Source organism: Kamptonema formosum PCC 6407, assembly GCF_000332155.1.
Taxonomy (GTDB): Bacteria; Cyanobacteriota; Cyanobacteriia; order Cyanobacteriales; family Microcoleaceae; genus Kamptonema; species Kamptonema formosum.
Map to the genome: position 1 here is coordinate 791,499 of NZ_KB235898.1, position 25,467 is coordinate 816,965.

A 25,467-nucleotide genomic window follows, 5' to 3' on the forward strand; every position below is an offset into this window, starting at 1 on the left:
CCCTGCCCCCTTGCCCCCCTGCTCTACTTCCACTGTTGCTGATGCAGGCTCTGCGATCGCGAAAAGTTCGCCCTTAAGCGCTTCCACTTGCGCCTCAACTGTCGTATTGGGGTCTAAATCCACTTGCACCACCCCTAGCTCTGGGTGTTCGATCGCAATTACTTTTCCCATCCCCCACAGAGCCGATTCAACCACATTTTGAACGTGATGTTCGTTGACGGCTTGTGCGCCCAACGTAACCAGTGACAAGCGAGGAGGGGTTTCTGGATAGCTTGCCAGCGCTTGAATTAAGTGCAGCGTACTGCCACAACTTAAAAGAGTGGTCGCCTCCAAGTCAGTCGAAACCATGCTCCAACAATGCACGATTTCTTGGATGTTTGTTACCCGCTTCCACAATTGTTTCCAATCTTCAAGGCTTGTAGGAGCGATCGTGAACGTTTGCGAGTCTATCTCTGCGTACTTTTCCCCTGGTAAAAGGAGCGTACAATCCTCTCCTTCTCCACGCAACCGTTTTGCTAGTAGCCCACCAATCTCCTCATCAGCCAAGAGCAGCCATCTTCGCGGTGTTCTGACTGCTGGTTCCTTACGCGCCACGATCGCCGCCTCGCGTGGCAATTTATGGGGGCCATCTATTTCTGGCCATAAAGCAGTTGTTTGGCTGAATCCCATTTCTTGCAACAACATTTGCCAGCGATCGGGAGACAATAGCGGATGGTTGGGGCGTAAGTCACGGTCTGTAAACTTCCACCAGCCTTCTGTTAAGCCAAAAGTTATATCGGCCCAACGTGCGGGTTCGCTGTCTTCCATCAGGATCAACATCCCGCCTGGTGCCAACAATTGCTGGACATTTGCCAGCGTTTGACGCAAGTCGCTAGTAGTATGTAATACATCCGCCGCCACGATTAAATCGTACTTTAGGGATTCAAATCCTTGCGCCTGTGGCGCTTGTTCGATGTTTAATACCTGATAGCGCACAAACGGGTAATCTTTAAAGCGCTCTCTCGCTTTGCCGATAAAAAAGGAACTGATGTCGGTAAAGACATATTCTGTGCGATCGACAGGCAGATGCGGTAACAAGTAGGCTGTGGTTCCGCCTGTGCCAGCACCAATCTCTAAAATTCGCCAACCACGTTCCTGCGGTAACTGATCGAGGGCTGAAAGAACCGCTTCTTGTACGAGAGTATTCGTGACACCTAAAACTTTGGCTTCGCCATAGAGCTTGCTTAATGTTGTTGTGTCGCCCGCAGGGAAGAGCAACTGTATGGGGTCGTATCTTCCTTGTAGTACTTCTGCCAATTTTGCACCGCAACGCGAGACCAGTGCGATCTCAGCTTGTGCTTCTTTTGCTTCGAGTCGATCGAGAAACACCTGTAGGTCAATCGTTTCAGGGTGTGAAATAACTTCCCATGTCGTCATCGACTTTTCGCCTCGGAGTATTCCTGCTTCGGCTAGGATATCGAGCAAACGAGCGAACAGTTGCCGATGTCGATCGACAACCCCCAACTCCGAGCCCTTCTGGGCAGTGGAAAAACGTTCGCCGAGTTCAAACAGCCACCCCATTTGTTGGAAAGCGTCCACAACGTAAGCCAGACTTAACCTTTCGAGTTGGGTATAGGCGATACCATAAGTTGCCAAATCTGCTTCGACGATCGCCGAAGCTAACTTTGTTTCGAGGCGTTTGCGAATATTATCTGGCGTTGGCAGGTAATTCGGTAAGAGTCCAAAACGCGCTTGAGGTTTCCACACGACCTGATAAAGCCAATTTCGCCAAGAGTCTTGCGATGCCTTCGGCGCGGCGTTTCGCCATCGCAACATTTCTTCACGGCGCACGAGGACAGATTGCACGCCGGACATAATGGCGATCGCACGTCCCTCGGTATCAAATAGATGAAGGTCTGCAATCAGTTTCTTTGGTGGCGAATCAATATCCTGCTTTCGATCTGTACTCAAAGGAGGCCGATATTGGGCGCGACACCACAGTTCTGAACTAGGACGATCGTAGACTTGCAGACTCTCAATGCCAACGGGTACATAAGTCTGACCTTGGCTGGCTTCAGGATAAGAGACCGTTATCATTTGAAGCCCCGCATCCAAGAGTACGGGATGGAATTGGTAGGCATTAAACTCGTGAAGCAAGATTTCTGGCAAGCTAACCTTGGCGAGTGCGATCGCATCATGGCTTTTGGCAAATGAGACTGGATAACGCCAAAGCTGCTTCACCCCCCGCATCATTGGCCCCATATCCATCTGACGCGCCATTTCTTCCTGATAAAGCACGTCTACCGCTACTTCTTCAGAACAATGTGCCTGTAACGCCATCAAGTCGATGGGCTCGGTTTCTAGCAATTGCTCTGGGACGAATAGCTTACCAGAGGCATGAAGCACCCAAGAGTTTTCTTGTTCTAAGGAGAGGATTTCAAAAAAATAAGCGGACTTTTCTTGTGGGCTTAAAACTATTTGCACAGTTTTCCCTTCATCGGGAATAATGAGTGCTTGTGCGATCGACACATCTTCGAGCCAGAATGTACTTTCTGGTTTAAGTGCTTTCCCTGCTGCCAGTGCCATCTCGAAATAGGCAACGCCCGGAATGATGACATTTCCAAATACTTTATGATCGGCTACCCAAATTGGGGAGTCGGAGTGGATGAAGCTTTGAAAGTAAATCTCTTGAGTACGCGACAACTGGAGCCGTTGACCAAGCAGAGGATGCTGTGCCACGCTGGCGTAGCGAGTTGACTTGGTAGTATTTGTGGCTGGTGGTAGCGATCGCTGATGACTACTAATTGGCTCTACCCAATACCGCTCTCGCTGCCAAGGATAAGTCGGTAGTGGCACGCGGCGACGAGCATACCCCCGATCGAAACCTGCCCAATCGACGGTCACACCTGCTAAGTAAAGCTTGCACAAACTACTTAATAGCTGTTGCCAATCATCCTGTTTCGGGCGCAAACTAGGCAACCAAACCCCCTCACCTTCAGGCAAGCAGTTGCGTCCCATGCCCAAAAGAACGGGTTTGGGGCCGATTTCTATAAATATGTTTGCCCCTTGACGCTCCAGGCTCTCCATTCCTGCCGCAAATCGGACAGGCTGCCGCACATGGCGCACCCAATACTCTGCGGTGGCGATTTGGGGTTCCTGGGTACAAGCTTCATGGCTTGCCAATTGTCCCGTCAAATTGGAGATGAGCTTGATTTTCGGTTCCGAGTATGTCACCTCTTGTGCAACCTGCGAGAAAGAGTCCAATATCGGTTCCATTAGCGGCGAGTGGAAGGCATGGGAGACGTTTAGCCTCTCGCTTCTGATTTTCTCAGTTTCCAACGTGGCACAAATAGCAGCAATCGCTTCCTGTTGCCCAGAAATTACAACACTTTGGGGGCCATTAATCGCTGCGATCGCCACCTGTCCCCTATAAGGCCGAATGAAATCTGTAACCTCCGCCTCACTTGCCGTCACAGAAATCATGCTCCCATCACGAGGAAGCGCCTGCATCAGCCGTCCCCGCTCTGCAACCAGTTTAAGCCCATCTTCCAGGCTAAAGACCCCCGCCACACAAGCGGCCACGTATTCACCCAAGCTATGACCCATCACTACGGTCGGCTGGATGCCCCACGAGCGCCATAACTGATAGAGCGCATATTCGACGGCAAAGAGGGCGGGCTGGAGATAGGCCGTGTTATCTAACGAGAGGCTATGCTCAGATGAGCCAAAAATGACATAGAGAATGGACTCGATCCCTAAATCTTGTTGCAGGATGGCATCACAGCGATCGAGGGCTGCTCGGAATGTTGGTTCAGTATCGTAGAGTGTGCGTCCCATATTGACGTACTGCGAACCTTGTCCTGTAAACAGGAAAGCGATCGTCGGTGTGGCATTTTCTTGTTGTGCTGAAATCGCAGTCTGTGCAGTTTTGAGTTGTGTTTGCAAGCCTGAAATTGATTCGGCCACCACTGCCAAACGATGCTCAAAATGCTTGCGTCCTGTGTTGGCTGTGAAACAGAGGTCGCCTAAGTCAAGATCGGGGTGTGCCTCGATATGGTGGATGTAGCGTTGCACCAGATCGTGTAAAGCCTTTTGTGTAGGGGCAGAGAGCGTTAATAGGTGATGACTCCGTTCTGGCAAAGAGGAAGTCGCTGTGGTTTCTCGCACAGGAGGTTCTTCCAGCACAACATGGCTGTTGGTTCCACCGACACCAAAAGAACTCACTCCCGCCCGTCGCGGATGACCATTCCTTGACCATTCGCGTAATTCCGTGTTGACAAAGAACGGGGTTGCGTCAAAATCAATCTGGGGGTTGGGTTTGACATAGTGCAAGCTCGGTGGAATCTGCCCATGTTGCACAGCCAACGCCGCCTTGATCAAACCAGCAATGCCTGCCGCTTCATCCAAGTGACCGATGTTAGTTTTAACTGAACCTATGGCACATTGCCGTGCATCAAGTACGCTGTCCGTACTGCGCTGAAATGCCTGTGTTAACCCTGCAACTTCAATCGGGTCGCCCAGTTTGGTGCCTGTGCCGTGCGTTTCCACATAACCGATAGTGCTGGCATCCACGTCGGCCCTGGCGAGTGCTTCACTAATAACATCGGCCTGTCTATCTACGCTTGGAGCTGTGTAGCCCATCTTGAGGGCCCCGTCGTTGTTGATGGCCGAACCTTTGATAACAGCCACAATGCGATCGCGATCGTCCAGCGCATCCTGCAAGCGTTTGAGCAAGACCAAGCCACCTCCATTGCCAAAGAGAGTCCCCTGCGCTTCTGCATCAAAGGCGCGACAGTGACCATCCCGCGATCGAATCATGCCCTCTTCATAGAGATAGCCCCCTTTGTGGGGGACAACCACAGAGATGCCACCCGCCAAAGCCATGTCACTCTCTCCACTAATGAGACTCTGGCAGGCCATGTGGACTGCTACTAATGAGGTTGAGCAGGCAGACTGCACATTGACACTCGGCCCTTTGAGGTTGAGCTTGTAGGAAATGCGTGTGGCGAGATAGCTGCGATCGTTGCCAATTTTGGCTTGAAACTGCGCCATATCCGTTTCGATAAAAGGCCGATCGGTAATGATGCCTAAATCGGAGCAGATATTGTTGAGCAGATAGGTACTCAGGCTCGAACCGGCATAAACACCAACTGACCCTGGATACGTTTCGGGGTTGTAGCCAGCGCGTTCAAAGGCTTCCCATGCACATTCGAGCAATATACGCTGCTGTGGATCGCACGCGGCAGCTTCTTTGGGGCTGTAGCCAAAAAAGTCAGCGTCAAAGCGATCGATTTCATTCAATACCGCCCCTGCTTTGACGTAATTGGGATTGTTGCTCAAATCTGGCGAACTTTGCTCCAACTCATCATCACTGAAGAAGGCGATCGATTCAACGCCATTGCAGAGATTTTGCCAAAATTGCTCGATGGTTTCAGCCCCAGGAAAGCGTCCAGCCATTGCGATGATGGCAATATTAGATTGGGCGGATTCAGATTGGCGAGACGAAAAACGCTGGCTTAGATTCTCGTGTGCGCCTTTTTGACTTTCTCCGTTTTGGCTTCCGTGACGCTGGGAGTCGATATGACTGGCCAATGTCTGAATCGTCGGATATTGAAAGAGCGCAACAGCCGACAGTTGAATGTCAAAGACGCTGTGCAATGCTTTGTGCGCCTGGGTCAAGAGCAGAGATGTGCCCCCCAACTCAAAGAAATTGTCATGAATGCCAACGCTATCCAGTGCAAGATGTCTACTCCAAATTTCTGCCAGACGTTGCTCTGTCTGCGTATGAGGCTTGACCAATGGCGTGGACAAAGCCGGACGCGCACGCTTGGGAACAGGCAAGGCATGGCGATCGCGCTTTCCACTGGGGGTCAACGGCATAACGTCGAGCTGGATAAATCGGGAGGGCACCATGTGTTCTGGCAGCACCTCTTCTAGATGTCGCCGCCAGATGGGTTCTAGTTGCTCGAAACTGACTCCATCTGTATCGTTTTGGATGATATACCCCACCAACTGCGTATCACCTGTAACCTCGCGTGCCACAACGACACATTCGCGCACAGCCTGATGACGTGCCAACACAGTCTCAATTTCACCTAGCTCTACACGGAAGCCGCGAATCTTGACTTGATGATCTATGCGTCCCAAATGCTCGATCGTGCCGTCGGGCAGGTAGCGTGCTAGGTCGCCCGTGCGGTAGAGTTTGCCCCCCTGCCCGCTAGTCTTAGTGAATTCCAGAAATGGATTGGGGATGAATTTCTCATTCGTCAGATCGGGCAGATTGTGATAGCCACGCGCCACGCCAACACCACCAATACAGAACTCACCCTCTTCACCAACAGGCACAGGTTGCTGGGCCTCATCCAGAATATACACTTGAACATTGTGCAGCGGACACCCCACTGGCACCAGCGTCGGCCAACTCTCTGGATCGCCATCTAAGTTATGGGTGGTGGCATCTTGAAATTCCGTTGCGCCGTAGTGGTTATGCAAGATAGCCCCAGTATGTCGAAAGAGGTTGGCGACGGCGGGTGTAACACGCATCTGTTCGCCTGTGGTGATGACTTCGCAAAGCGCAGTTGGGATGTGTCTGCTCCCATCGGCAGCCTCGGCTAACTGTAGCAGCGCCGTGACGGGCAGGAACAATTTCTCGATCGCCTGTTGGCTGATGAACTCGGCCAGCGCAAAGGGATTTTGGCGTACTGCGTCTGGAACTAAGACCAGCGTCCCGCCAAGACAGAGCGTGGAGAATATCTCATGGAAAGAGAAGTCAAAGCTCACTGCACAAAATTGCAACGTCCTGACACCCCGAACCGATCGCCGCGTCTGCTGATGCCACCAGAGCATATTGACCAGCGATCGATGTTCCATCAAAACCCCTTTGGGATTGCCAGTGGAACCAGAGGTGTAGATGCAGTAGGCCAAATTGTTGGGAGAAACTTCTGTTTGTAGCGTGTCACAGACCGTCTTTTCTTGAAAAACCTCGAACTCTCCATCCAAACAAACAAGCTGGCACCCTTGCAGCGCAGGTACGGTTGATGCAAGTTTCTGGGCAACGTTGTTTGATGTCAGCAACACACCTGCGCTAGAGTTACGCAACATATAGTCGATGCGATCGGCTGGATAATCTGCATCTAACGGCACGTATGCACATCCAGCCTTCAGGATACCCAACAAACCAATGAACAGTTCAGCCGATCGCTCGATGCAGATGGCGATGAGGTCATCAGGCTGGCAGGCTAGGGACAAGAGACGCTGGGCTACGTAGTTAGCGCGTGTATTTAGTTCCCCATAGGTAAGGGATCGATCGTTGAAAATGAGTGCGATCGCGTCCGGTTGCTCTGCAACTTGTTGCTCAAACAATTGGTGAACGCAGAGATCGGGAAACTCAGTTTGCGTTGCGTTCCCATCAAATAAAACCTGTTGACGTTCTTTCTCTGTCATGGGTGGAGGGCCTTCTATAGCTAGGGGCTAGGGGCTAGGGGCTAGGGGCTAGGGAAGAGGGAAGAGGCAAGAGGTTACTCTGTAAAGGATTCTGGACTAAAGGTAACAGTTGTACTTGCCCTAATCGCCCTGGCGGTTGCTATACATAATGAAGCAGGACACGCCATTGGTTGTTGCAGCTAGCGGCGTGTAGTTTAGTTTAGGGAAGTAATTTTCACAGGTTCCCCTGCGACGGATATCCCACGTTGCACAGTGCAGAGAGCCGCCAAACTCATAGACATTGCGGAAGGGAATCGGGTAGACCTCAAAGCCGTGCTTGTCGAGCAAATCATGAAGCCGATGCTCTTGCGCTTCGCAGATAACCTTCTTGGGCGAGATGCTCAACACATTCATCGCCAACCATTTGCTTGACTGGCAGAACATGGGCATCTCCTCGTTGCTTGAAGTGGGTTGTGCTGCTTCGATGAATTGCCAATCGTTGTCCATGAAGAGTTTCTCTTCGCCCTCTTTGATGGGGCGCTCTGGATTCGTTAGCACAACGCCAGGTGCCAACGGGACAAAGGTACAGTCAATGTGGGAGGGAAAAAGATCTAGTGGGAAGTGAACATCATGCACGCGGAAGCCGCGTGGCTCCAAATGCCGTTTGAGCCAGCGAATTCCTAGACGATTGGTCGTCATGGACTCCTGCACAAAGATATCACAGCCAAAACGGCTACAGTCTGCCGCATCAAAAATCACCTCATCCTGGGTTATGCAAAATTCAAAATCGTGCATCCGCTTAAAGCGCTCTTCTAGCGGCCACTCCCAGAACTCTTCGCGATACATGGCATCCTGCATACTCGGTTTGGGCGCAGTATTCCAGATCATATAAGGATCGTTGTGCCAGTATTCGTAGACTAGCTTGCGATAAGGCAGATACTCGAAGAAACGCGATCGCCGAGACATAGTTGCTTCGAGAATTTCGTTACCAAAGGTGATCAAAACATCACGCGGGCAGACCGCACAATATTGATTCTCTACCTCAAAGAGCGGCGTTTTCACAGACACGCCAAAGTTATGTTTCTCTGGGCGGCGCACAGTTACGCAGTGTGATTCTAGAAGTGCTACCAGCCCATTCAACTCCTCATTAGCTTTCTCTGTGACTTCTTGCTTTTTCAGCCCCCTGGGGAAAGGTAATATTTCCGCAATGTTTTTGTCGCGTAAAGTGGGGTGGTTGCCTGGCTCAGTCGGTTCAAAATAGGCATCATCTGCAATCCCGACCACTATCTCTTCTAGTTCATCCCATTCATTCCAGGCATTAACAATTCTTTTTTGCATATCTCGCGCTACATTTTTGGGGTTAATTGTTGGTGGTTTGTTGTTCTTAGTACATTTAACCATTAGTTGATCGATGACCTTTAATCCTGACCTACCTCCATTTTTTCAGCTACCATCTTTTGACTGGTTTCTTCTATAGTTAAAGCCAAGGTGTGAGTAGCTTCTAAAGCGGGAATAGATACACTATTCTCCTCAACATCACTGATATATGTCCTGGCCATCTGGACTCCAAACATCAGCATTCCAATGGCGTTGAACAAAAAGAAAGCCAACCACAAGATATGGTTACTCTCAAATTTAACTGCGGCTACATCCGCAGGCAAAAATCCTACACCAAGCGCGACTAAGCTAACATTGCGGAGAATATGCCCTTGAGCCAAACCCAAGAAGTACCCACTGAGTATGCAATATAATGAATTGCATACTAGGAGAAGTACCAACCAGGGAATAAAAATATCAATATTCTCAATGATTTCCGTGTGGTTGGTTAACAACCCAAAAACAGTATCGGGAAATAGCCAACACGCTCCGCCGAAAACTACGCTAACCAGCAGAGCCATTCCCACAGAAACTTTTGCCAGGGGTGCTAACTGTTCTGTGGCTCCTTTCCCTTTAAAGTTTCCTGCCAGAGTTTCTGTACCGAATCCCAATCCTTCAACAATGTAGAGGCTCAAACTCCATATTTGTAAGAGTAAGGCATTTTGAGCGTAGATAATTGTCCCCATTTGCGCCCCCTCGTAGTTAAACGTTAAGGCGGTAAACATAAAAACTAAATTGCTGACAAAGATGTTTCCATTGAGAGTTAAGTTGGAGCGTATAGCTTTTATGTCCCAAATTTTTCCAGCTACTTCTCGTACCTCTGGCCACGGGATTTCTTTGCACACAAAAAACAATCCCACCAATAGGGTGAGATATTGACTTGTAGCAGAAGCCACTCCTGCCCCCATGCTCGACCAGTCTAAGTGGATAATAAACAAGTAGTCGAGTGCGATATTAGCAGCATTGCCCACAACCGACAACAACACTACTAAGCCATTTTTTTCCCGTCCCAGAAACCAGCCCAGCAGGACAAAGTTGAGCAAAATGGCAGGCGCTCCCCAACTCTGGGTGTTAAAATACGCTTGAGCTGAAGACTTAACCTCTGGGGCGACATCTAGTATAGAAAACCCCACCACCCCCAACGGGTATTGCAACAGTACGATCGCAACCCCCAGCACCAAAGCGATTAAACCATTACGCAGTCCCACCAACAGCACACCCTCTCGGTCATCTCGTCCGACGGCTTGTGCTGTTATCCCAGTGGTGCCCATTCGTAAAAACGATAAAACAAAGTAGAGAAAGTTAAGGAGGTTTCCAGCTAGGGCTACTCCAGCTAGGTGGTGGATTTCCGAGAGATGACCCAAGAACATGATACTGACTAAATTAGCCAGCGGTACCATAATATTCGATAGGACGTTGGTAAAAGCTAGTCGGAAGTAGCGGGGTATAAAGTCGTACTGGCTTGGAAATGTCAGGTTCATAGATTAGTCCGACAGCATTATTCGCAATTTGAGACAGGCTTTTTCGTTCACTTTCTCCTAATAATCCGCTCCATGAAACCTACTCAAATCTACCTACGGCAGATTTGACATTCACTTCCTGCTTCTACCAAGGGAGTCGGCTCCTTCTTGTCCACAGGCGTAACTTCAGACTGAGCTAGCCTTACTTTTTCCGAACAACGAGACAAGTTAATTGCTGCGTTTAGATCGCGATTAATTAATAAATTGCAGCCGCCGCAATTAAATACTCGTTCCTTTAATGGCATTGACTGAACATGACCACAATTTGAGCAGGTTTTAGAAGAAGGAAACCATCTATCTACCAACTCAACTTTCGTGGCATACATTTCAGATTTATACGTCAACTGACGACGAAATTCATAAAATCCACAATCGGAAATGGCTGCCGCTAACTTATGATTAGCAATCATCCCGCTCACATTCAAATCTTCGATGCGAATGTGAGCATATTTTTGGCTAATTTCTGTTGTGGTTTTCTGCAAGAAATCACGGCGTTGATTAGCGACTTTCGCGTGAATTTTAGCAACTCTACGATAGTGTTTGTGAGCATTTTTTGATGCTTTTACATCTAACTTTCTGTTGCCCAATTCTTTTTTTCGATTTCTCCACTGTTCTTTGCTCAGCTTGGTTTTCGCTTGAGTGAGTGGACGAGGAGACTCGTAAGAATTGCCATCAGAAAGAGTCGCAAATGTTGATACCCCTAAGTCAATTCCCACTGGTTCAGCAACGGGATGAAACATTGGTGGTATTTTTTCGGCTTTAATAGCAAAGGATACATACCATTTATCCGCCGTGCGAGAGATGGTAAACGTCTGCGCTACGCAGGGAAATGGGATAAATTCTTTGAGTCGAAATGTTCCGAGAGTCGGAATTTTAATTGACTTATTAGCTGTCAATAAAAGTGAGTGATTCCAATCAGCAGCATCCACAGTGAATGAATCACCATCTTTTTTTCTTTTGAATTTAGGGAACTCTCCTAATCCTTTGAAGAAACGGGATAAAGCCTCCTTAAAATACCGGAATGTCATTTTGTAAACCCTAGAAGACAGGGTGTTAGTCCATTGATATTCCGGCATCTTTTTGACATGGTTGGTGAAAACTCTTTCGATTGCTGCTACTTTTTTTGTGCTACCACCTGGGAGGTTTTTCACTTCTTGATAAAGGCTCAATGCGTAGTTGTAGCAAAATCTAGCGTAACCAGAATGTCGCGCCATCAAGGTACGTTCCTTATTATTGAGTTTGAGTTCGAGTTTGATGGCGTACATAATCTCAATTACCGTTTTTGATTTCTCCTCATTTAGTCGTCATAGCGCAGTTTTTAGGTAGATTTGAGCAGATTTAGGTAGACTTTTGCAAACAGTTGTTACCCCCCAATATAGTTCCTAAACTCCCTTTTTTGGGCTTGATGTGTCCAGAGAACATCAAAGCGTTTACACCATCTATGGAAGCAAGGAGGCATGGCGGCGGAAGTTGGCTCTTTCATCACTCAAGCCTTAATGTGAAATATCTGCTGCCATGCCTGGATTGTACCTTTATTGCTTGTCTATTTTCGTTTAAGTCCCGTTTTCTAACGGCTCTGGACGACTGGCGGACAGTACGCCGACCCTGGTATGGACTACTACGAGCAGCGGTATCAGCAGCTAAGATGATGGTGATAGAACGGAATTGGGTCAGTTTTTATAAAGAGTTTTGACAACCGGACTTGGCATTACTTAGTTTCAGTCTTTCATCTCAAGTTTACGTTCTTCTGAAGCGAACATGAATCTTATGACAACAAAAAAACAGGTAGATACATTAGCAATCCACGCTCATCTCTTTACCATGCAGGGCGCGGGGGTGGGATATATTGCTGATGGGGCGATCGCCATTGAGGGTAGCCGTATTGTAGCCGTTGATTCTACCGAGGCGTTGCTGAGTCATTTTGAGGGCAGAAAGGTTATTGAGGCCGCGAATTGCGCCGTCTTGCCTGGGCTGATTAATGCTCACGTAGACACAAGTTTGGTGCTGATGCGTGGGGTGGCGCAAGATGTAACCAATTGGCTGATGGACGCGACAATGCCTTATTTCGCCCATATGACACCCGTAGCGAGCATGGCTGCAACACGCTTGAGAGTGGTGGAAGAGTTGAAGGCAGGCACAACAACATTCTGCGATAATAAAGTTTTTAGTCCCCTCTGGGGAGAATTTTTTGATGAAATTGGAGTACGGGCTAGTCTGGCCCCTATGTTCGACGCACTCCCACTGGAATTGCCACCGCTTCAGGAGGGGGATCTTTATCCCTTCGATATAAAGGCGGGACGGCGGGCGATGGCAGAGGCTGTGGACTTTTCCCGTGCATGGAATGGGGCGGCAGAAGGACGTATCACCACCATGTTAGGGATGTATTCGCCAGATATGGTGCCGCTGGAGATGCTACGCGAAGCCAAAGAGATTGCACAACGGGAAGGCTTAATGCTGCATTTTCATGTGGCGCAGGGCGATCGGGAAACAGAGCAAATCGTTAAACGATATGGTAAGCGTCCGATTGCTTTTCTGGCTGAGATTGGCTATTTGGACGAACAGTTGCTGGCGGTTCACCTGACAGATGCGACAGATGAAGAAGCGATACAAGTGGCCAAAAGTGGTGCTGGTATGGTGCTCTGTTCCGGCATGATTGGCATCATCGACGGTCTAGTGCCGCCCGCGCACGTCTTTCGGCAGGCAGGTGGCCCCGTTGCGATCGGCAGCAGCTACAATAATCTCTTCAATGAGATGAAACTGACCGCCTTATTCAACAAAATAAAATATCACGATCCAACCATCATGCCAGCTTGGGAAGTCTTACGCATGGCGACCATCGAAGGGGCGCGGGCGATTGGCTTGGATCGCAAGATTGGCTCACTTGAAGTTGGCAAAGAAGCTGACCTGATCTTACTAGACCTCAGTGCCCTTAACCTCTCGCCTACCTTGCTAGATCCAATTCGCAATCTCGTGTCCAACTTCGTGTACGCTGCTTCAGGACATGAAGTTAAAAGTGTTATGGTTGCGGGAAAACTGTTAGTGGAAGACTACCGAGTCCTCACTGTAGATGAATCCGCGATCGTTGCCGACGCGCAAGTAGAAGCCCAACGACTCTCCCAATGTGTGGCGGCCGATCCCATCCACAAAAAATTGGTGCTGATGGAGGCGATGGCGAGGGGTCAATTGTAGGAATATCCTTGAAGTTGTAATACTCTTGTGTGTTTGTTTTCGTTTTCTAAAGTCTCTATTTCTCCAGGTTTTTCCCAACTAACCATTTATCGCCAATAAAGCGAAAGTAAAATTTCAACAACTTTTACTGGTCAATAAATACGGGGTAAAAATTCCCAAAACACTTATAACCACTCAACCAGAAACAGCGAAAGAGTTTTTTCTAGAGTGCGGAAAAGAGATTTTAGTTAAAACCATTTATACTGGAAATGTGACCATTGATGGGCTCAATCAGGGAATCCCCTCCAGAAAGATTGGCAAAAATGATTTTTATAAATTCTATAAAAATATTTCTTTATCACCTACTCAATTGCAAGAATATATCGAAAAAGCTTTTGAATTAAGGATTACAATTATTGGTAAAAAAGTATTTGCCGTTAAAATTGATTCACAAGCCCATGAAGAGACCAAAATTGATTGGCGACTCCATACTCAAATTAATCCACATTCTATCTTTGAACTACCGGCAAAAATAGAAAGATTCTGCATCGAATTTTTGGAGGAGCAAAAACTATTATATGGAGCGATGGATTTTATTGTGACTCCCAACAATGAATATGTGTTTTTAGAAAATAATCCTTTTGGTCAATACCTTTGGCTAGAAATAGAAACAAAAATACCATTAACGGAAGAGATTTGTAATTTATTAATAAGCTATCTTGATGCTTGATTACTGTTTTTTGGGCTTCACCCTTCGAGTGAAAGTTTTAGGTGGGTAAAACGGGGAAAAATCTTATTAAACGTGAGTTCGATTTGTGCGATGCCTTCGGCTGGCTACGCCTACGCGAAAAAATAGCCTTCTGTTGGACGATCGCGCCCATGAAATGCTCTCAAAACTATATCTGTGAGTATTACTGCTTAGTTATCACTCGTGGGCTGGCCACCAGTGCGATCGCATAATTTGTCCACCCCCAGATACAAAAATTTTCTGGCGGGAAGGGAGTAACTTAGAATAAAACAGCCCTGTCAGAAGATATGGGGGCTTACCCAGGGTAATAAGCGAAGATGACTCAGCCAAATTATGGCGTTTTGATGAAAAATGCCTTGAACGAGATCAATAGCCTACGATCGCAATTAGCTGGGGTAGAAGCCCAAAAGAATGAGCCGATCGCCATTGTTGGTATGAGTTGCCGTTTTCCGGGCGGTGTCACCACTCCAGAGCGTTTTTGGGTATTACTGCGCGAGGGTATATCAGCCATTACAGAAATTCCTGCCGATCGCTGGGATGTGGATAAATATTATGATGCCGACCCCACATCGGTCGGGAAAATGTATACTCGTTACGGCGGTTTTTTGGATGAGGTCGATACATTTGAGCCATCATTCTTTAACATTTCTGCGCGTGAAGCCGTTAGCATGGACCCACAGCAACGCTTACTGCTTGAAGTCAGTTGGGAAGCTCTTGAATCGGCGAATATCGTTCCCGCAACCCTTTTTGATAGTTCGACTGGTGTATTTATCGGTATTGGTGGCAGCAACTACAAATCTTTAAAGATCGAAAACAGGAACCGGATTGGGCAAACCGATTTGTATGACTTAAGTGGCACTGATGTGAGCGTCGCTGCGGGGAGGATATCCTATATCCTGGGTTTGATGGGCCCCAGTTTTGCGATCGATACAGCTTGTTCATCTTCTTTGGTTTCTGTTCATCAAGCCTGTCAGAGTCTGCGTCAGCGAGAATGCCATCTAGCACTAGCTGGCGGAGTCGGTTTACTCATAGATCCAGGTGAGATGATTGGCCTTTCTCAGGGGGGGATGCTGGCACCTGATGGCAGTTGTAAAACATTTGATGCAAATGCAAATGGCTATGTGCGAGGCGAAGGCTGCGGGATGATTGCTCTGAAGCGTCTCTCAGATGCAACGGCCGATGGGGATAATATTCTTGCTATCATTCGCGGTTCGACGATCAATCATGATGGTCATAGCAGCGGTTTAACGGCTCCAAGAGGCCCCGCACAAGTCTCTGTAATTAAGCAAGCCTTGCATAGAGCAGGTGTTGCGCCAGATGATGTGAGTTATATAGAAGCGCATGGCACAGGCACCCCCCTTGGCGATCCTATTGAGATGGATTCATTGAACGAAGTGTTTGGTCAGCGAACGGAACCACTTTGGGTGGGTTCGGTTAAGACAAATATTGGTCATTTAGAAGCCGCCGCAGGCATTGCAGGGCTTATTAAAGTTGTCTTGATGCTAGAAAACAAGCAGATTCCCCCTCACTTGCATTTCAAGACACCAAATCCATATATTGATTGGAAAAATCTCCCCGTTAAAATTCCGATCGCGCTTCATGCTTGGGATGACAAAACATCGAAGGATAGAAAGCGGATTGCAGGCGTTAGTTCTTTTAGCTTCAGTGGCACCAACGCCCACATTGTGTTGTCTGAAGCCCCATCTAGCGAACCAATTGGCGATCGCGCGCGAATCGAAAGACCATCGCACTTGCTGACCCTTAGTGCCAAGAATGAAGAAGCGTTGGCTAACTTAGTTAGGCGCTATCAAGAGTTTCTGAGGGCTACTGATGCAAGTCTTGCTGATATATGCTACACAGCCAATACAGCACGCACCCATTTTGCTCATCGCCTTGCTCTATCTGCCACTTCATGCCTCCAAATGCAGGCTCATTTGGCCGCTTATCAAGAAGGGTCAGTAAGTTTGGACATCAATCAAGGTTACGCCCCTTCAAACATTCGTAAACCGAAGGTCGCTTTTCTGTTTACAGGTCAAGGTTCGCAGTATGTGCAGATGGCGCGAGAACTTTATGAGACCCAGCCTACCTTCCATGATTGTTTAGATCGCTGCGCCGAAATCTTGCAATCCATTTTTTCATCAAGAAACAGTCCGTGGGGAAACCCACTGCTTTCGGTGTTATATCCAGACCATGAGTCAAACGAAATTGACCAGACGGCTTATACCCAACCTGCCCTTTTTGCCGTAGAATACGCGCTTGCACAGATGTGGCGATCGTGGGGAATCGAGCCAGATATCGTAATGGGCCATAGCATAGGTGAATATGTGGCAGCTTGTGTGGCGGGTATCTTTTCTCTGGAGGATGGTCTCAAACTCGCTGCCGAAAGAGGCCGTTTGATGCAGGCACTACCGCAAGATGGCGAGATGGTTGCTATATCGGCCCCCCTCAAGGAAGTGAGGTCGGCTATTCAAGCTGACCGCCGAGTTGCGATCGCAGCAGTGAATGGGCCACGAAGCGTCGTCATTTCGGGCGATCGCCAAGCCGTACAAGTCGTCACCAACACGCTAGAACTTCAAGGAATCCGGTGCAAGAGATTGTCCGTTTCACACGCTTTCCACTCTCCATTGATGGAACCAATGCAGCAGGAGTTCGCACAGGTGGCGAGGGAAATTAACTATAGCGCTCCCAAAATAGCTCTTGTCAGTAACCTAACAGGCGACTTGATTTGCGATGAGTCTGCTCTTGAGGAAGGAGCGATCGCTTCTCCTGCTTACTGGGTAAATCATGTGTGCAATCCTGTGCGTTTTGCTGATGGTGTTGCAACTATGCAAGCGCAGGATGTCAGAGTCTTCCTCGAAGTTGGCCCAAAACCGATTTTGTCAGGATTAGTGCAACAATGTTTTGACGAGACTGCCGATCGCGATCGCCCTGTCACTATTCCCACGTTGCGCCCCAACCAACCCAACTGGCAGACACTGTTGGAGAGTTTGGGGAGACTGTATGCGCTTGGTGTCCAGGTAGATTGGGCGGGCTTTGATGGCGATTACGCCAGACGCAAGGTACGCCTACCAACCTACGCCTGGAAGCGTCAACGTTATTGGATCGAGGAACAGGCCGCTCCACCTTTAGAAACCACAGAAATCCGTCCCTCGACTACCATTGTGCAGCATCTCCAACAAGGCAACGTGCAGCAAATCATAGACCTTTTGGTGGCGACGGATGTACTTTCAGGCGACGCACGGGAAGTCCTACCCAGCATCATCGAACTGTTGGTAAAACAACAGCGTCAGGAAGCGACACAAGCGCAAATCTACGATTGGCTTTATGAAGTAGTTTGGCAACCGCAGTTGCTGCCGCTATCTACTTTACCTGTCAAAGTACCTGTCGTGGCAACAGAGGGCAGACAATGGCTCATCTTTGCCGATGCTAGTGGCTACGGCGAAGCACTTGCAGCTCAATTACGCCAGCAAGGGGATATAACTACGCTCGTCTATGCTGGCCAAGAATATCGCTCGGCTAACAATGAACAAAATACTGAGGGGGACACCCCATATTTTCGGATCGATCCGACGCAAGGGGAGGATTATGAAAGGTTGTTGGCTGTTCTCCCTCGCTTGTACGGTATCGTTCATCTTTGGAGCTTAGATATACCGAGCTTGGATAGAGTATCAGACCTAATCGAGAACGTACAATTAAATACTGGCACTCTGTTACATTTGCTACAGGCAGTCGTGCAACTTGAGACGCGCACTCCTAGCTTGTGGCTCGTGACAAACAACGCGCAAGCTGTGCGTAAAGACGATCGCGTAGTCGGAGTGCTTCAGTCACCCTTATGGGGCATGGGCAAGGTGATAGCCTTAGAACATCCTGAACTCAACTGTGTATCGATCGACCTCGATCGCGAAGGGCTTCCAAACGAACAGGCAAAGTTTCTGGCGGCTGAACTCCGCGCCGCATCTGAGTTCACACGCACCGCCATCCCACACGAAAGTCAAGTCGCTTGGCGCAATGGAACTCGCTATGTGGCACGGCTCAAGCGTTATCAGAAGCATCCCGCGACATCACCAAAAATGCTGATTAGACCAGATGCCACATATCTGATTACAGGTGGCTTGGGTAGTTTGGGCTTGCTGGTGGCGCGGTGGATGGTCGAACAGGGGGCTACTCATCTAGTGCTGATCGGACGCGGCCAACCCCAACCAGCCGCCCAACAACAACTGCAAGAGATAGCCGCGCTGGGTGCAACGGTGACGGTGGCGCAAGCCGATGTTGGGATACGCTCCCAAGTGGCTGATGTGTTGGCACAGATTGACAAGGCATATCCTTTAGCTGGTATTGTTCATGCTGCTGGTGTAGTGGACGATGGGATCTTGTTACAGCAAAATTGGGCGCGTTTTCGCAAGGTGTTCGTCCCCAAACTAGAGGGGGCTTGGCATCTACATACACTAACTAAAGAGATGTCGCTTGATTTCTTTGTTTGTTTCTCTTCAAGTGCAGGATTGCTAGGCAATGCTGGACAAGCTAACTATGCTGCCGCAAATGCCTTTCTGGATGCCTTTGCTCATTATCGGCGAAGACAAGGCTTGCCAGCGCTCTCGATTAACTGGGACGCTTGGTCTGATGTGGGAATGGCCGCACGTCTCAAACAAGCTTCTTCACAAAGCGCCACAGTTGGGCAAGATAGTAGCACTTTGGAAATTGCACCAGAACAGGGATTGCAACTCTTTGCCTATCTGTTGCAACAACCATCCGCCCAAATTGCAGCCATTTCCACCGATGGGCTTCGCACGATGTACGATACGCGCTCGGCCTTTTTTGCTTTGCTCAATCTTGACATATCCTCCTCCACTACCCAAGAGCAATCTACACCTCCTCATGAAGTTGGCCCTACCTTGCTCGAACAATTGCAGCAAACTCGGCCAAAAGAGCGAGAGAAAATGTTGCTGCGCCATCTACAGACGCAAGTTGCCGCTGTCTTGCGTAGTCCCGAATTGCCCGCAGTCCACCAACCCTTCACGGAGTTGGGGATGGATTCGTTGATGTCACTTGAATTGAGGCGGCGTTTGGAAGAAAGTCTGCAAATTCAGATGCCTGCAACGCTTGCATTTGATTATCCTATGGTGGATCGTTTAGCTAAGTTTTTATTGACTCAAATCGACATACAATGTGAGCCAGATACCTCAGTAATTCTCACATTAGATGAAAATGCGGAGGACAAAGATAGTGACAAAGAAAGAAGTACCAGCGCTGCTGTCGATCCCAGTATTACTTCCATAACAGAAGATTTATTCGCACTTGAATCCTTACTGAATGAGATGAAAGGAGATCGACAATGACAGAAAAGATCGCAGCAAATGAAGATGCAGCTACATTACTTCAGCGTGTAGGGGTAGCCCTACAGGAAGCACGCCAACAACTTCAAGCGATGCAACGCCGGGCGCACGAACCGATCGCAATTGTGGGGCTGGGGCTGCGTTTTCCGGGCGCGGATTCACCACAGGCATTCTGGAAACTACTTCAGAGTGGTGTTGATATGGTAACTGAAATCCCCTCCGATCGCTGGGCAGTCGATGACTACTACGATCCCAAACCTGGGCAGTCAGGCAAAATGTATATTCGCGAAGCTGCATTTGTTGATGGGGTGGATAAATTCGATGCCTCTTTTTTTGATATTTCGCCACGCGAAGCGGCCAGTATAGATCCCCAACATAGAATGCTTCTTGAGGTGGCTTGGGAGGCATTTGAAAGGGCTGGAATTGCTCCAAGCCAATTGATGGATAGCCAAACGGGGGTCTTTGTTGGGATGAGCGAAAATGATTATTACGCTCACCTAAAAAATACTGGCGATCGCGATAATGTCTATGCTGCAACGGGCAATAGCAATTATTATGCTGCGGGGCGTTTATCCTATCTGTTGGGACTTCAAGGCCCTAACATGATTGTCGATACCGCCTGTTCCTCCTCCTTAGTGGCTGTACATCTTGCCTGTCAAAGTTTGCGGCTAGGGGAGTGCGATCTGGCGCTGGCTGGTGGCGTTCAGCTCATGTTAATACCAGACCCGATGATTGGGACTGCCCAGTTAAATGCCTTTGCGACTGATGGTCGCAGTAAAACATTTGACGCTACCGCCGATGGCTATGGACGGGGCGAGGGTTGTGGCGCGATCGTACTCAAACGGCTCAGTGATGCGCTGGCAGCAAAAGATCCAATTTTAGGCGTGATACGGGGTAGTGCAGTCAATCATGGTGGGCGCAGCAGTGGCTTAACTGCTCCCAACAAGCTGGCTCAGGAAGCCTTGCTACGACAGGCGCTACAAAACGCTAAGGTTCAGCCTGAAGAAGTAAGTTACATCGAAGCGCATGGCACGGGGACACAACTGGGCGACCCGATTGAAGTGGGAGCATTGACGACAGTCTTTGGCTCCTCTCGTTCAGAACCCTTGTGGATTGGCTCTGTGAAGACCAATATCGGACACCTAGAACCAGCCGCCGGTATTGCAGGGCTGATAAAAGTCGTTTTATCATTACAAGAAAAACAGATTCCTCCTTCTCTCCATTTCAAAAACCCGAATCCCTTCATTGATTGGGAATCTTCGCCAGTTCGAGTGCCGACACAATGTATACCTTGGTCTGCGAAAAACTGCATCGCTGGGGTGAGTTCGTTTGGTATGAGTGGCACAAACTGTCATCTAGTCGTAGAAGAAGCACCTGTACGCCAAAACGAAAAATCAGAAAATAGCCCTGAACGTCCTTGGCACATTCTGACGCTTTCAGCCAAAAACGAAGCGGCGCTCAACGCCTTGGTAGCCCGTTACGTGGCATTTCTCCATGAAGCGCCCGCCATGTCCCTAGCCGATCTATGTTACAGCGCAAATGTCGGGCGCAATCATTTTGGCGATCGCTTAAGCATTGTCTCCGACTCGATCGCGCAGTTAGCAGAACAATTAAAACACTATCCACAGCGGCCCTCAATGCAAATGCAGCATAATGTGGTGCCAGATAATCAATTAAGCCCTAAAATCGCTTTTCTGTTTACTGGCCAAGGGTCACAATACATCGATATGGGGCATGAGCTTTATGAAACTCAGCCCACCTTCCGTCATATTATGGATGACTGTGACGGCATTCTGCGTCCATTACTGGGTGAATCAATTCTGAACATACTCTACACTTCACGTAGCACGACGCAAAGCTACTCGGAAGATTCGCCACTCGATCGAACCGTTTATACCCAACCTGCCCTTTTTGCTTTTGAATATGCCCTAGCAAAGCTATGGATATCATGGGGCATTGAACCTGATGTCGTGCTGGGACACAGCGTGGGTGAATATGTGGCCGCTTGTCTGGCGGGTGTCTTTAGTTTAGAAGATGGGCTAAAGCTGATTGCAGCGCGTGGTCGTTTGATGCAAGGCTTACCTCACGGGGAAATGCTTAGCATCAGAAGCGATGAGAAGCGAGTAGAAGCGACGATCGCGCCTTACCGCGCAGATGTGGCGATCGCGGCTATTAACGGGCCGCAAAGTGTGGTCATCTCTGGCAAAGATGAAATTATAGACAAGCTAGCAGCACAGTTTGAATCGGAAGGCATCAAAACACACCTGCTCGCAGTCTCTCACGCTTTCCACTCGCCAATGATGACTCCCATACTAAACGCATTCCGAGACGTTGCTAGAGCCATCACCTATAAGTCACCCAGCTTGTCACTGATTTCTAACGTTACCGGACAATTGGCAACAGACGAGGTAGCCACACCTGATTATTGGGTGCGTCATATCCACTCTACCGTCCGCTTTGCCGATGGTATTGCCACATTGCAAGAACAGAATACTGACATCTTCCTAGAAGTGGGGCCCAAATCAACATTGTTGGGCATGGCAAAGCAGATTCATAGTGACAACGGTTCAGCTAGTCATCCGCTTATGCTACCTAGTTTGCGCCAAGAGGGTAGCGATTGGCAGCAGATGCTTTGTACGTGCGGTCAACTCGTAGTTAATGGAGTCGAGATTGACTGGGCGGGCTTTGACAAGGATTATTCGCGGCACAAAATATTGTTGCCTACCTATCCATTTCAGAGAGAACGACATTGGGTCGAAAGTACGCTCAAAAAGCCCCAACAACAAGGGGTCGGCCCAATGTTGGATCAGATGATTCGGCTGCCATCAGAGAAAAAGGTGGTGTTTGAAACCGAGTTTGGCGTGCGACAGATGCCTCATATCTACGATCATCGGATTTACGGTGAAGTCATTGTACCGGGGGCAGTATTAGCCTCCTTAATCTTCAATGCGGCGCACGTTTTATACCCAGACTATCGGCATGAATTAACCGATATTGCTTTTTACCAACCAATTATCTTTCACGACGATGATACTGTCATCGTGCAGGCGATTTTCACACCCGATACGTCACGCGAGAATCAAAGCGATCGAACATTCCCACCCATGACCTTCCAGATTATTAGCTTCATGCCGGATGGTCGCTTAGAGAACGAACCGAAAGTCCATGTAACAGGGTGTCTTCGTATGTTACGCGATGCCCAACCGCCAACACTCTCCCCGAATGATATACGTCAGCGTTGTCCGCACACCGTAAATGGTCATAACTGGTACGATAGCTTAGTCAAACAAAAATTTGAAATGGGGCCCTCCTTTAGGTGGGTACAGCAACTTTGGCATGGGGAAGATGAAGCATTGACCCGTCTTCAGATACCAGAGGCGATCGGCTCCGTATCGGGACACCAACTTCACGGCATATTGCTTGATAGTTCGCTTTCTACCACTGCTGTCATGGAGTACGAGTACGGGGACTCCGCAACCAGAGTGCCTTTGTCATTTGCTTCTCTGCAACTTTACAAACCCGTCACGGGAACAGAGTGGTGGTGTTACGCGAGGAAGGTTGGGGAATTCAAATATGACTTCCAGATTATGAATGAAGCTGGAGAAACCTTTGCTAAAGCCATTGGCTTTGTACTTCGTGAAGCCTCTCCCGAAAAATTCCTGGGAACAACACACATACACAACTGGCTTGTAGACATTGAGTGGCAAGCTCGATCGAGTGATGCGATCGCTCCTTCTGATGGTGCTATCTCTGGTAGTTGCTTAGTTTTATCAGATCGGAGCGGAATAGGGACTGCATTGGCGGAAAGGTTGGACACTGCTGGGGTGAGAGCGATCGCGATACAGGCGGAGCATATACTGACCAACTACGAGCCGATATTCCCTACCTTGCCAGATTTACAACAAGTCGTCTATTTATGGGGGCTGGATCGAAAAGACGATTCTCACCCCATGCAGCAAGCACAAGATAACTGCACGGCAGTGCTACACCTTGTACAAGCCTTGCTCAAAACATACGCAAACCCGCCAGCACTCCTGATTGTCACCTGTGATGCACAAGCGGTGGTTGAATGCGATCGAGTAAATGGCTTCGCGCAATCATCTTTATGGGGGCTTGCCAAAGTCATCATGCTAGAACACCCAGAATTGTCCTGTGTCTACATGGATGTAGGGGCCGGATATTCACGGGAAGAGGTGGCTGACACGATATTTACACAGCTAACAAGAAGCCATCTATCAAGCGATGCCTGCGGCGGGCTGCGCCTACGCCAAGAGAGTCAGTTGGCTTGGCGCAATGGTCAAGCATACGTGCCACGTCTGGGCCGATACAAACCTAAATCCGAACAAGCACTTGAGATCCGCAACGATAGCACCTATTTGATTACTGGCGGATGGGGCGGTGTCGGATTACAAATCGCACGGTGGTTGGTGGAACAGGGGGCAAAACATCTCGTTTTGCTGGGGCGCAGTCAGCCTAGCACCGAAGTTCGTCTGGTGTTGGATGAACTAGAAGCAGTAGGGGCGCAAATCATCGTGGCTCAAGCCGATATTAGCGATGAGAACGCATTGGCGCAGATTTTGACCGATCTGACCGTACCTTTGCGTGGTGCGATCCACGCCGCAGGAGTGCTCGATGATGCGAGTCTGCTCCAACAAACCCCAGCCAAACTAAAAAAAGTCTTGTTGCCAAAGGTACAGGGGGCTTGGAATCTGCATAAGCTGACCCTTGAGCAGCCACTAGACTTCTTTGTTCTCTTTTCTTCTGCCAGCTCTCTGTTGGGCGCACCTGGGCAGGCGAACTATGCGGCTGCCAATGCCTTCTTAGATGGCTTGGCTGCCTATCGGCAAGGGCTAGGGCTACCCAGCCTCTCCATCAACTGGGGGGCTTGGGATGAAGTCGGCATGGCGGCACGACAAGGGCTACTGGACAAAATGCAGCAAAGAGGCGAAGAGGCTATCCCGTTACAGAAAGGCTTAGAGCTTTTCGGCGAATTACTGAACGAGCCAGCCGCTCAAATTGGTGTCGTACCAATTCAATGGACTCGCTTCTTGGACTATCAAAAAGGCAATTCACCTTTTTATGAGAAGTTTTCTAAGTCTAGTTATAAGCAAGCTTCGTATGATTCTACCAAAATAGAAGATATTCAGACAAAACTAAAGCAAGCTGCCCCACAAGATCGACCTAAATTGTTAGAAGTTCACCTTCGCTCTCAAGTCGCTCAATTGTTAGGAATAAACGCGGCGGAGCTACCAAATGAAGAAGGAGTCGGTTTTGTCACATTAGGTCTTGACTCGCTCACCTCTATCGAACTGCGTAACAGTTTACAACGCACGTTAGATTGCTCATTGCCTGTCACCTTTGCCTTTGATTACCCAACCATAGAATTAGCGGTTGAGTACCTCACAGAAATCGTACTCACGCCGATGGAAAGCGCAGCATCGCAGCAAGCAGACTCGTTGCCGAGTAGTTTGCAGAACCTCGATCCCTCGTCCGTCGGAACAAGCGTTGATAACAAAACAGATGTGCTAGACAGTACGATGGAAAAGCATACGCCTGGTACAACAGATGAGGATGAATCTTTGTCTACCATCCTGCAAAAATTATCGAAACACCTAGATTAGGTGTCAATACGGTTCAGTTAAGGCTATGCAGTGCTTAACAACTCACGTCCCATTACTACCACGAAGAATTCTTTCAATCAAGTCCCTCTGATATGCTAACCGCGTAATTGCTGATAAATCAATAAAACTTAAGGTGGCGATCGCTAAAATTAGTGGGCGATCGCGGAGGCACTTAATCCGGTATCTTGTAGCCAAGCAGTCAAGTGGTCGATTGTCTCTATGGCAGCAGCAATTTCTTCGGAAGTGGGCATTTTTGCTCTTGAGTTTTCCATGTGTGCAATTATTGCAGAAATTATCAA

The 25,467-nt window shown here is 48.7% G+C and carries 10 protein-coding genes; 5 read left to right on the forward strand and 5 right to left on the reverse strand.

All coding sequences use genetic code 11. From position 1 onward, the window contains the following. The 5 genes from OSCIL6407_RS30235 to OSCIL6407_RS36870 form a co-directional block, all read right to left on the reverse strand. A partial coding sequence (locus tag OSCIL6407_RS30235; protein ID WP_026103644.1) for a type I polyketide synthase occupies positions 1–7,422 on the reverse strand: 7,422 nt, incomplete at its 3' end. Positions 7,423–7,542: 120 nt separating this feature from the next. After that, positions 7,543–8,739 (reverse strand): arginine deiminase family protein, encoded by a 1,197-nt coding sequence (locus tag OSCIL6407_RS0103470; RefSeq protein ID WP_007357800.1) that lies wholly within the window; start codon positions 8,737–8,739, stop codon positions 7,543–7,545. An 80-nt stretch (positions 8,740–8,819) separates the two neighbouring features. Beyond that, positions 8,820–10,259 (reverse strand): guanitoxin biosynthesis MATE family efflux transporter GntT, encoded by a 1,440-nt coding sequence (gntT, locus tag OSCIL6407_RS0103475; RefSeq protein WP_007357801.1) that lies wholly within the window; start codon positions 10,257–10,259, stop codon positions 8,820–8,822. An 89-nt stretch (positions 10,260–10,348) separates the two neighbouring features. Continuing rightward, positions 10,349–11,563 (reverse strand): RNA-guided endonuclease InsQ/TnpB family protein, encoded by a 1,215-nt coding sequence (locus OSCIL6407_RS0103480; protein ID WP_007357802.1) that lies wholly within the window; start codon positions 11,561–11,563, stop codon positions 10,349–10,351. Positions 11,564–12,092: 529 nt separating this feature from the next. Continuing rightward, positions 12,093–12,371, reverse strand: a complete 279-nt coding sequence (locus tag OSCIL6407_RS36870) for a hypothetical protein (RefSeq protein ID WP_234708818.1) — start codon at positions 12,369–12,371, stop codon at positions 12,093–12,095. Here OSCIL6407_RS36870 and OSCIL6407_RS0103485 point away from each other — a divergent pair. The 5 genes from OSCIL6407_RS0103485 to OSCIL6407_RS0103500 all read left to right on the forward strand — a co-directional run bounded on the left by OSCIL6407_RS0103485 (position 12,306) and on the right by OSCIL6407_RS0103500 (position 25,168). After that, on the forward strand, positions 12,306–13,487 hold the full coding sequence (locus OSCIL6407_RS0103485) for an amidohydrolase family protein (protein WP_234708817.1): 1,182 nt from the start codon (positions 12,306–12,308) through the stop codon (positions 13,485–13,487). The two genes, OSCIL6407_RS36870 and OSCIL6407_RS0103485, sit on opposite strands and share 66 nt — an antisense overlap. Before the next feature lie 250 nt (positions 13,488–13,737). Further along, a complete protein-coding gene (locus OSCIL6407_RS0103490) occupies positions 13,738–14,196 on the forward strand; it encodes a hypothetical protein (RefSeq protein ID WP_007357804.1) in 459 nt (152 codons plus the stop codon). Positions 14,197–14,237: 41 nt separating this feature from the next. Next, positions 14,238–14,426 carry a hypothetical protein gene (locus tag OSCIL6407_RS33900; protein ID WP_148288824.1) on the forward strand — a complete coding sequence of 63 codons (189 nt, stop codon included), beginning with the start codon at positions 14,238–14,240 and terminating at the stop codon, positions 14,424–14,426. Between the two features lie 105 nt (positions 14,427–14,531). Then, positions 14,532–19,550 (forward strand): type I polyketide synthase, encoded by a 5,019-nt coding sequence (locus OSCIL6407_RS0103495; protein WP_007357805.1) that lies wholly within the window; start codon positions 14,532–14,534, stop codon positions 19,548–19,550. Continuing rightward, positions 19,547–25,168 carry a type I polyketide synthase gene (locus tag OSCIL6407_RS0103500; protein WP_007357806.1) on the forward strand — a complete coding sequence of 1,874 codons (5,622 nt, stop codon included), beginning with the start codon at positions 19,547–19,549 and terminating at the stop codon, positions 25,166–25,168. The genes OSCIL6407_RS0103495 and OSCIL6407_RS0103500 overlap by 4 nt, the downstream gene beginning before the upstream one ends. The last annotated feature ends 299 nt before the right edge of the window (positions 25,169–25,467 follow it).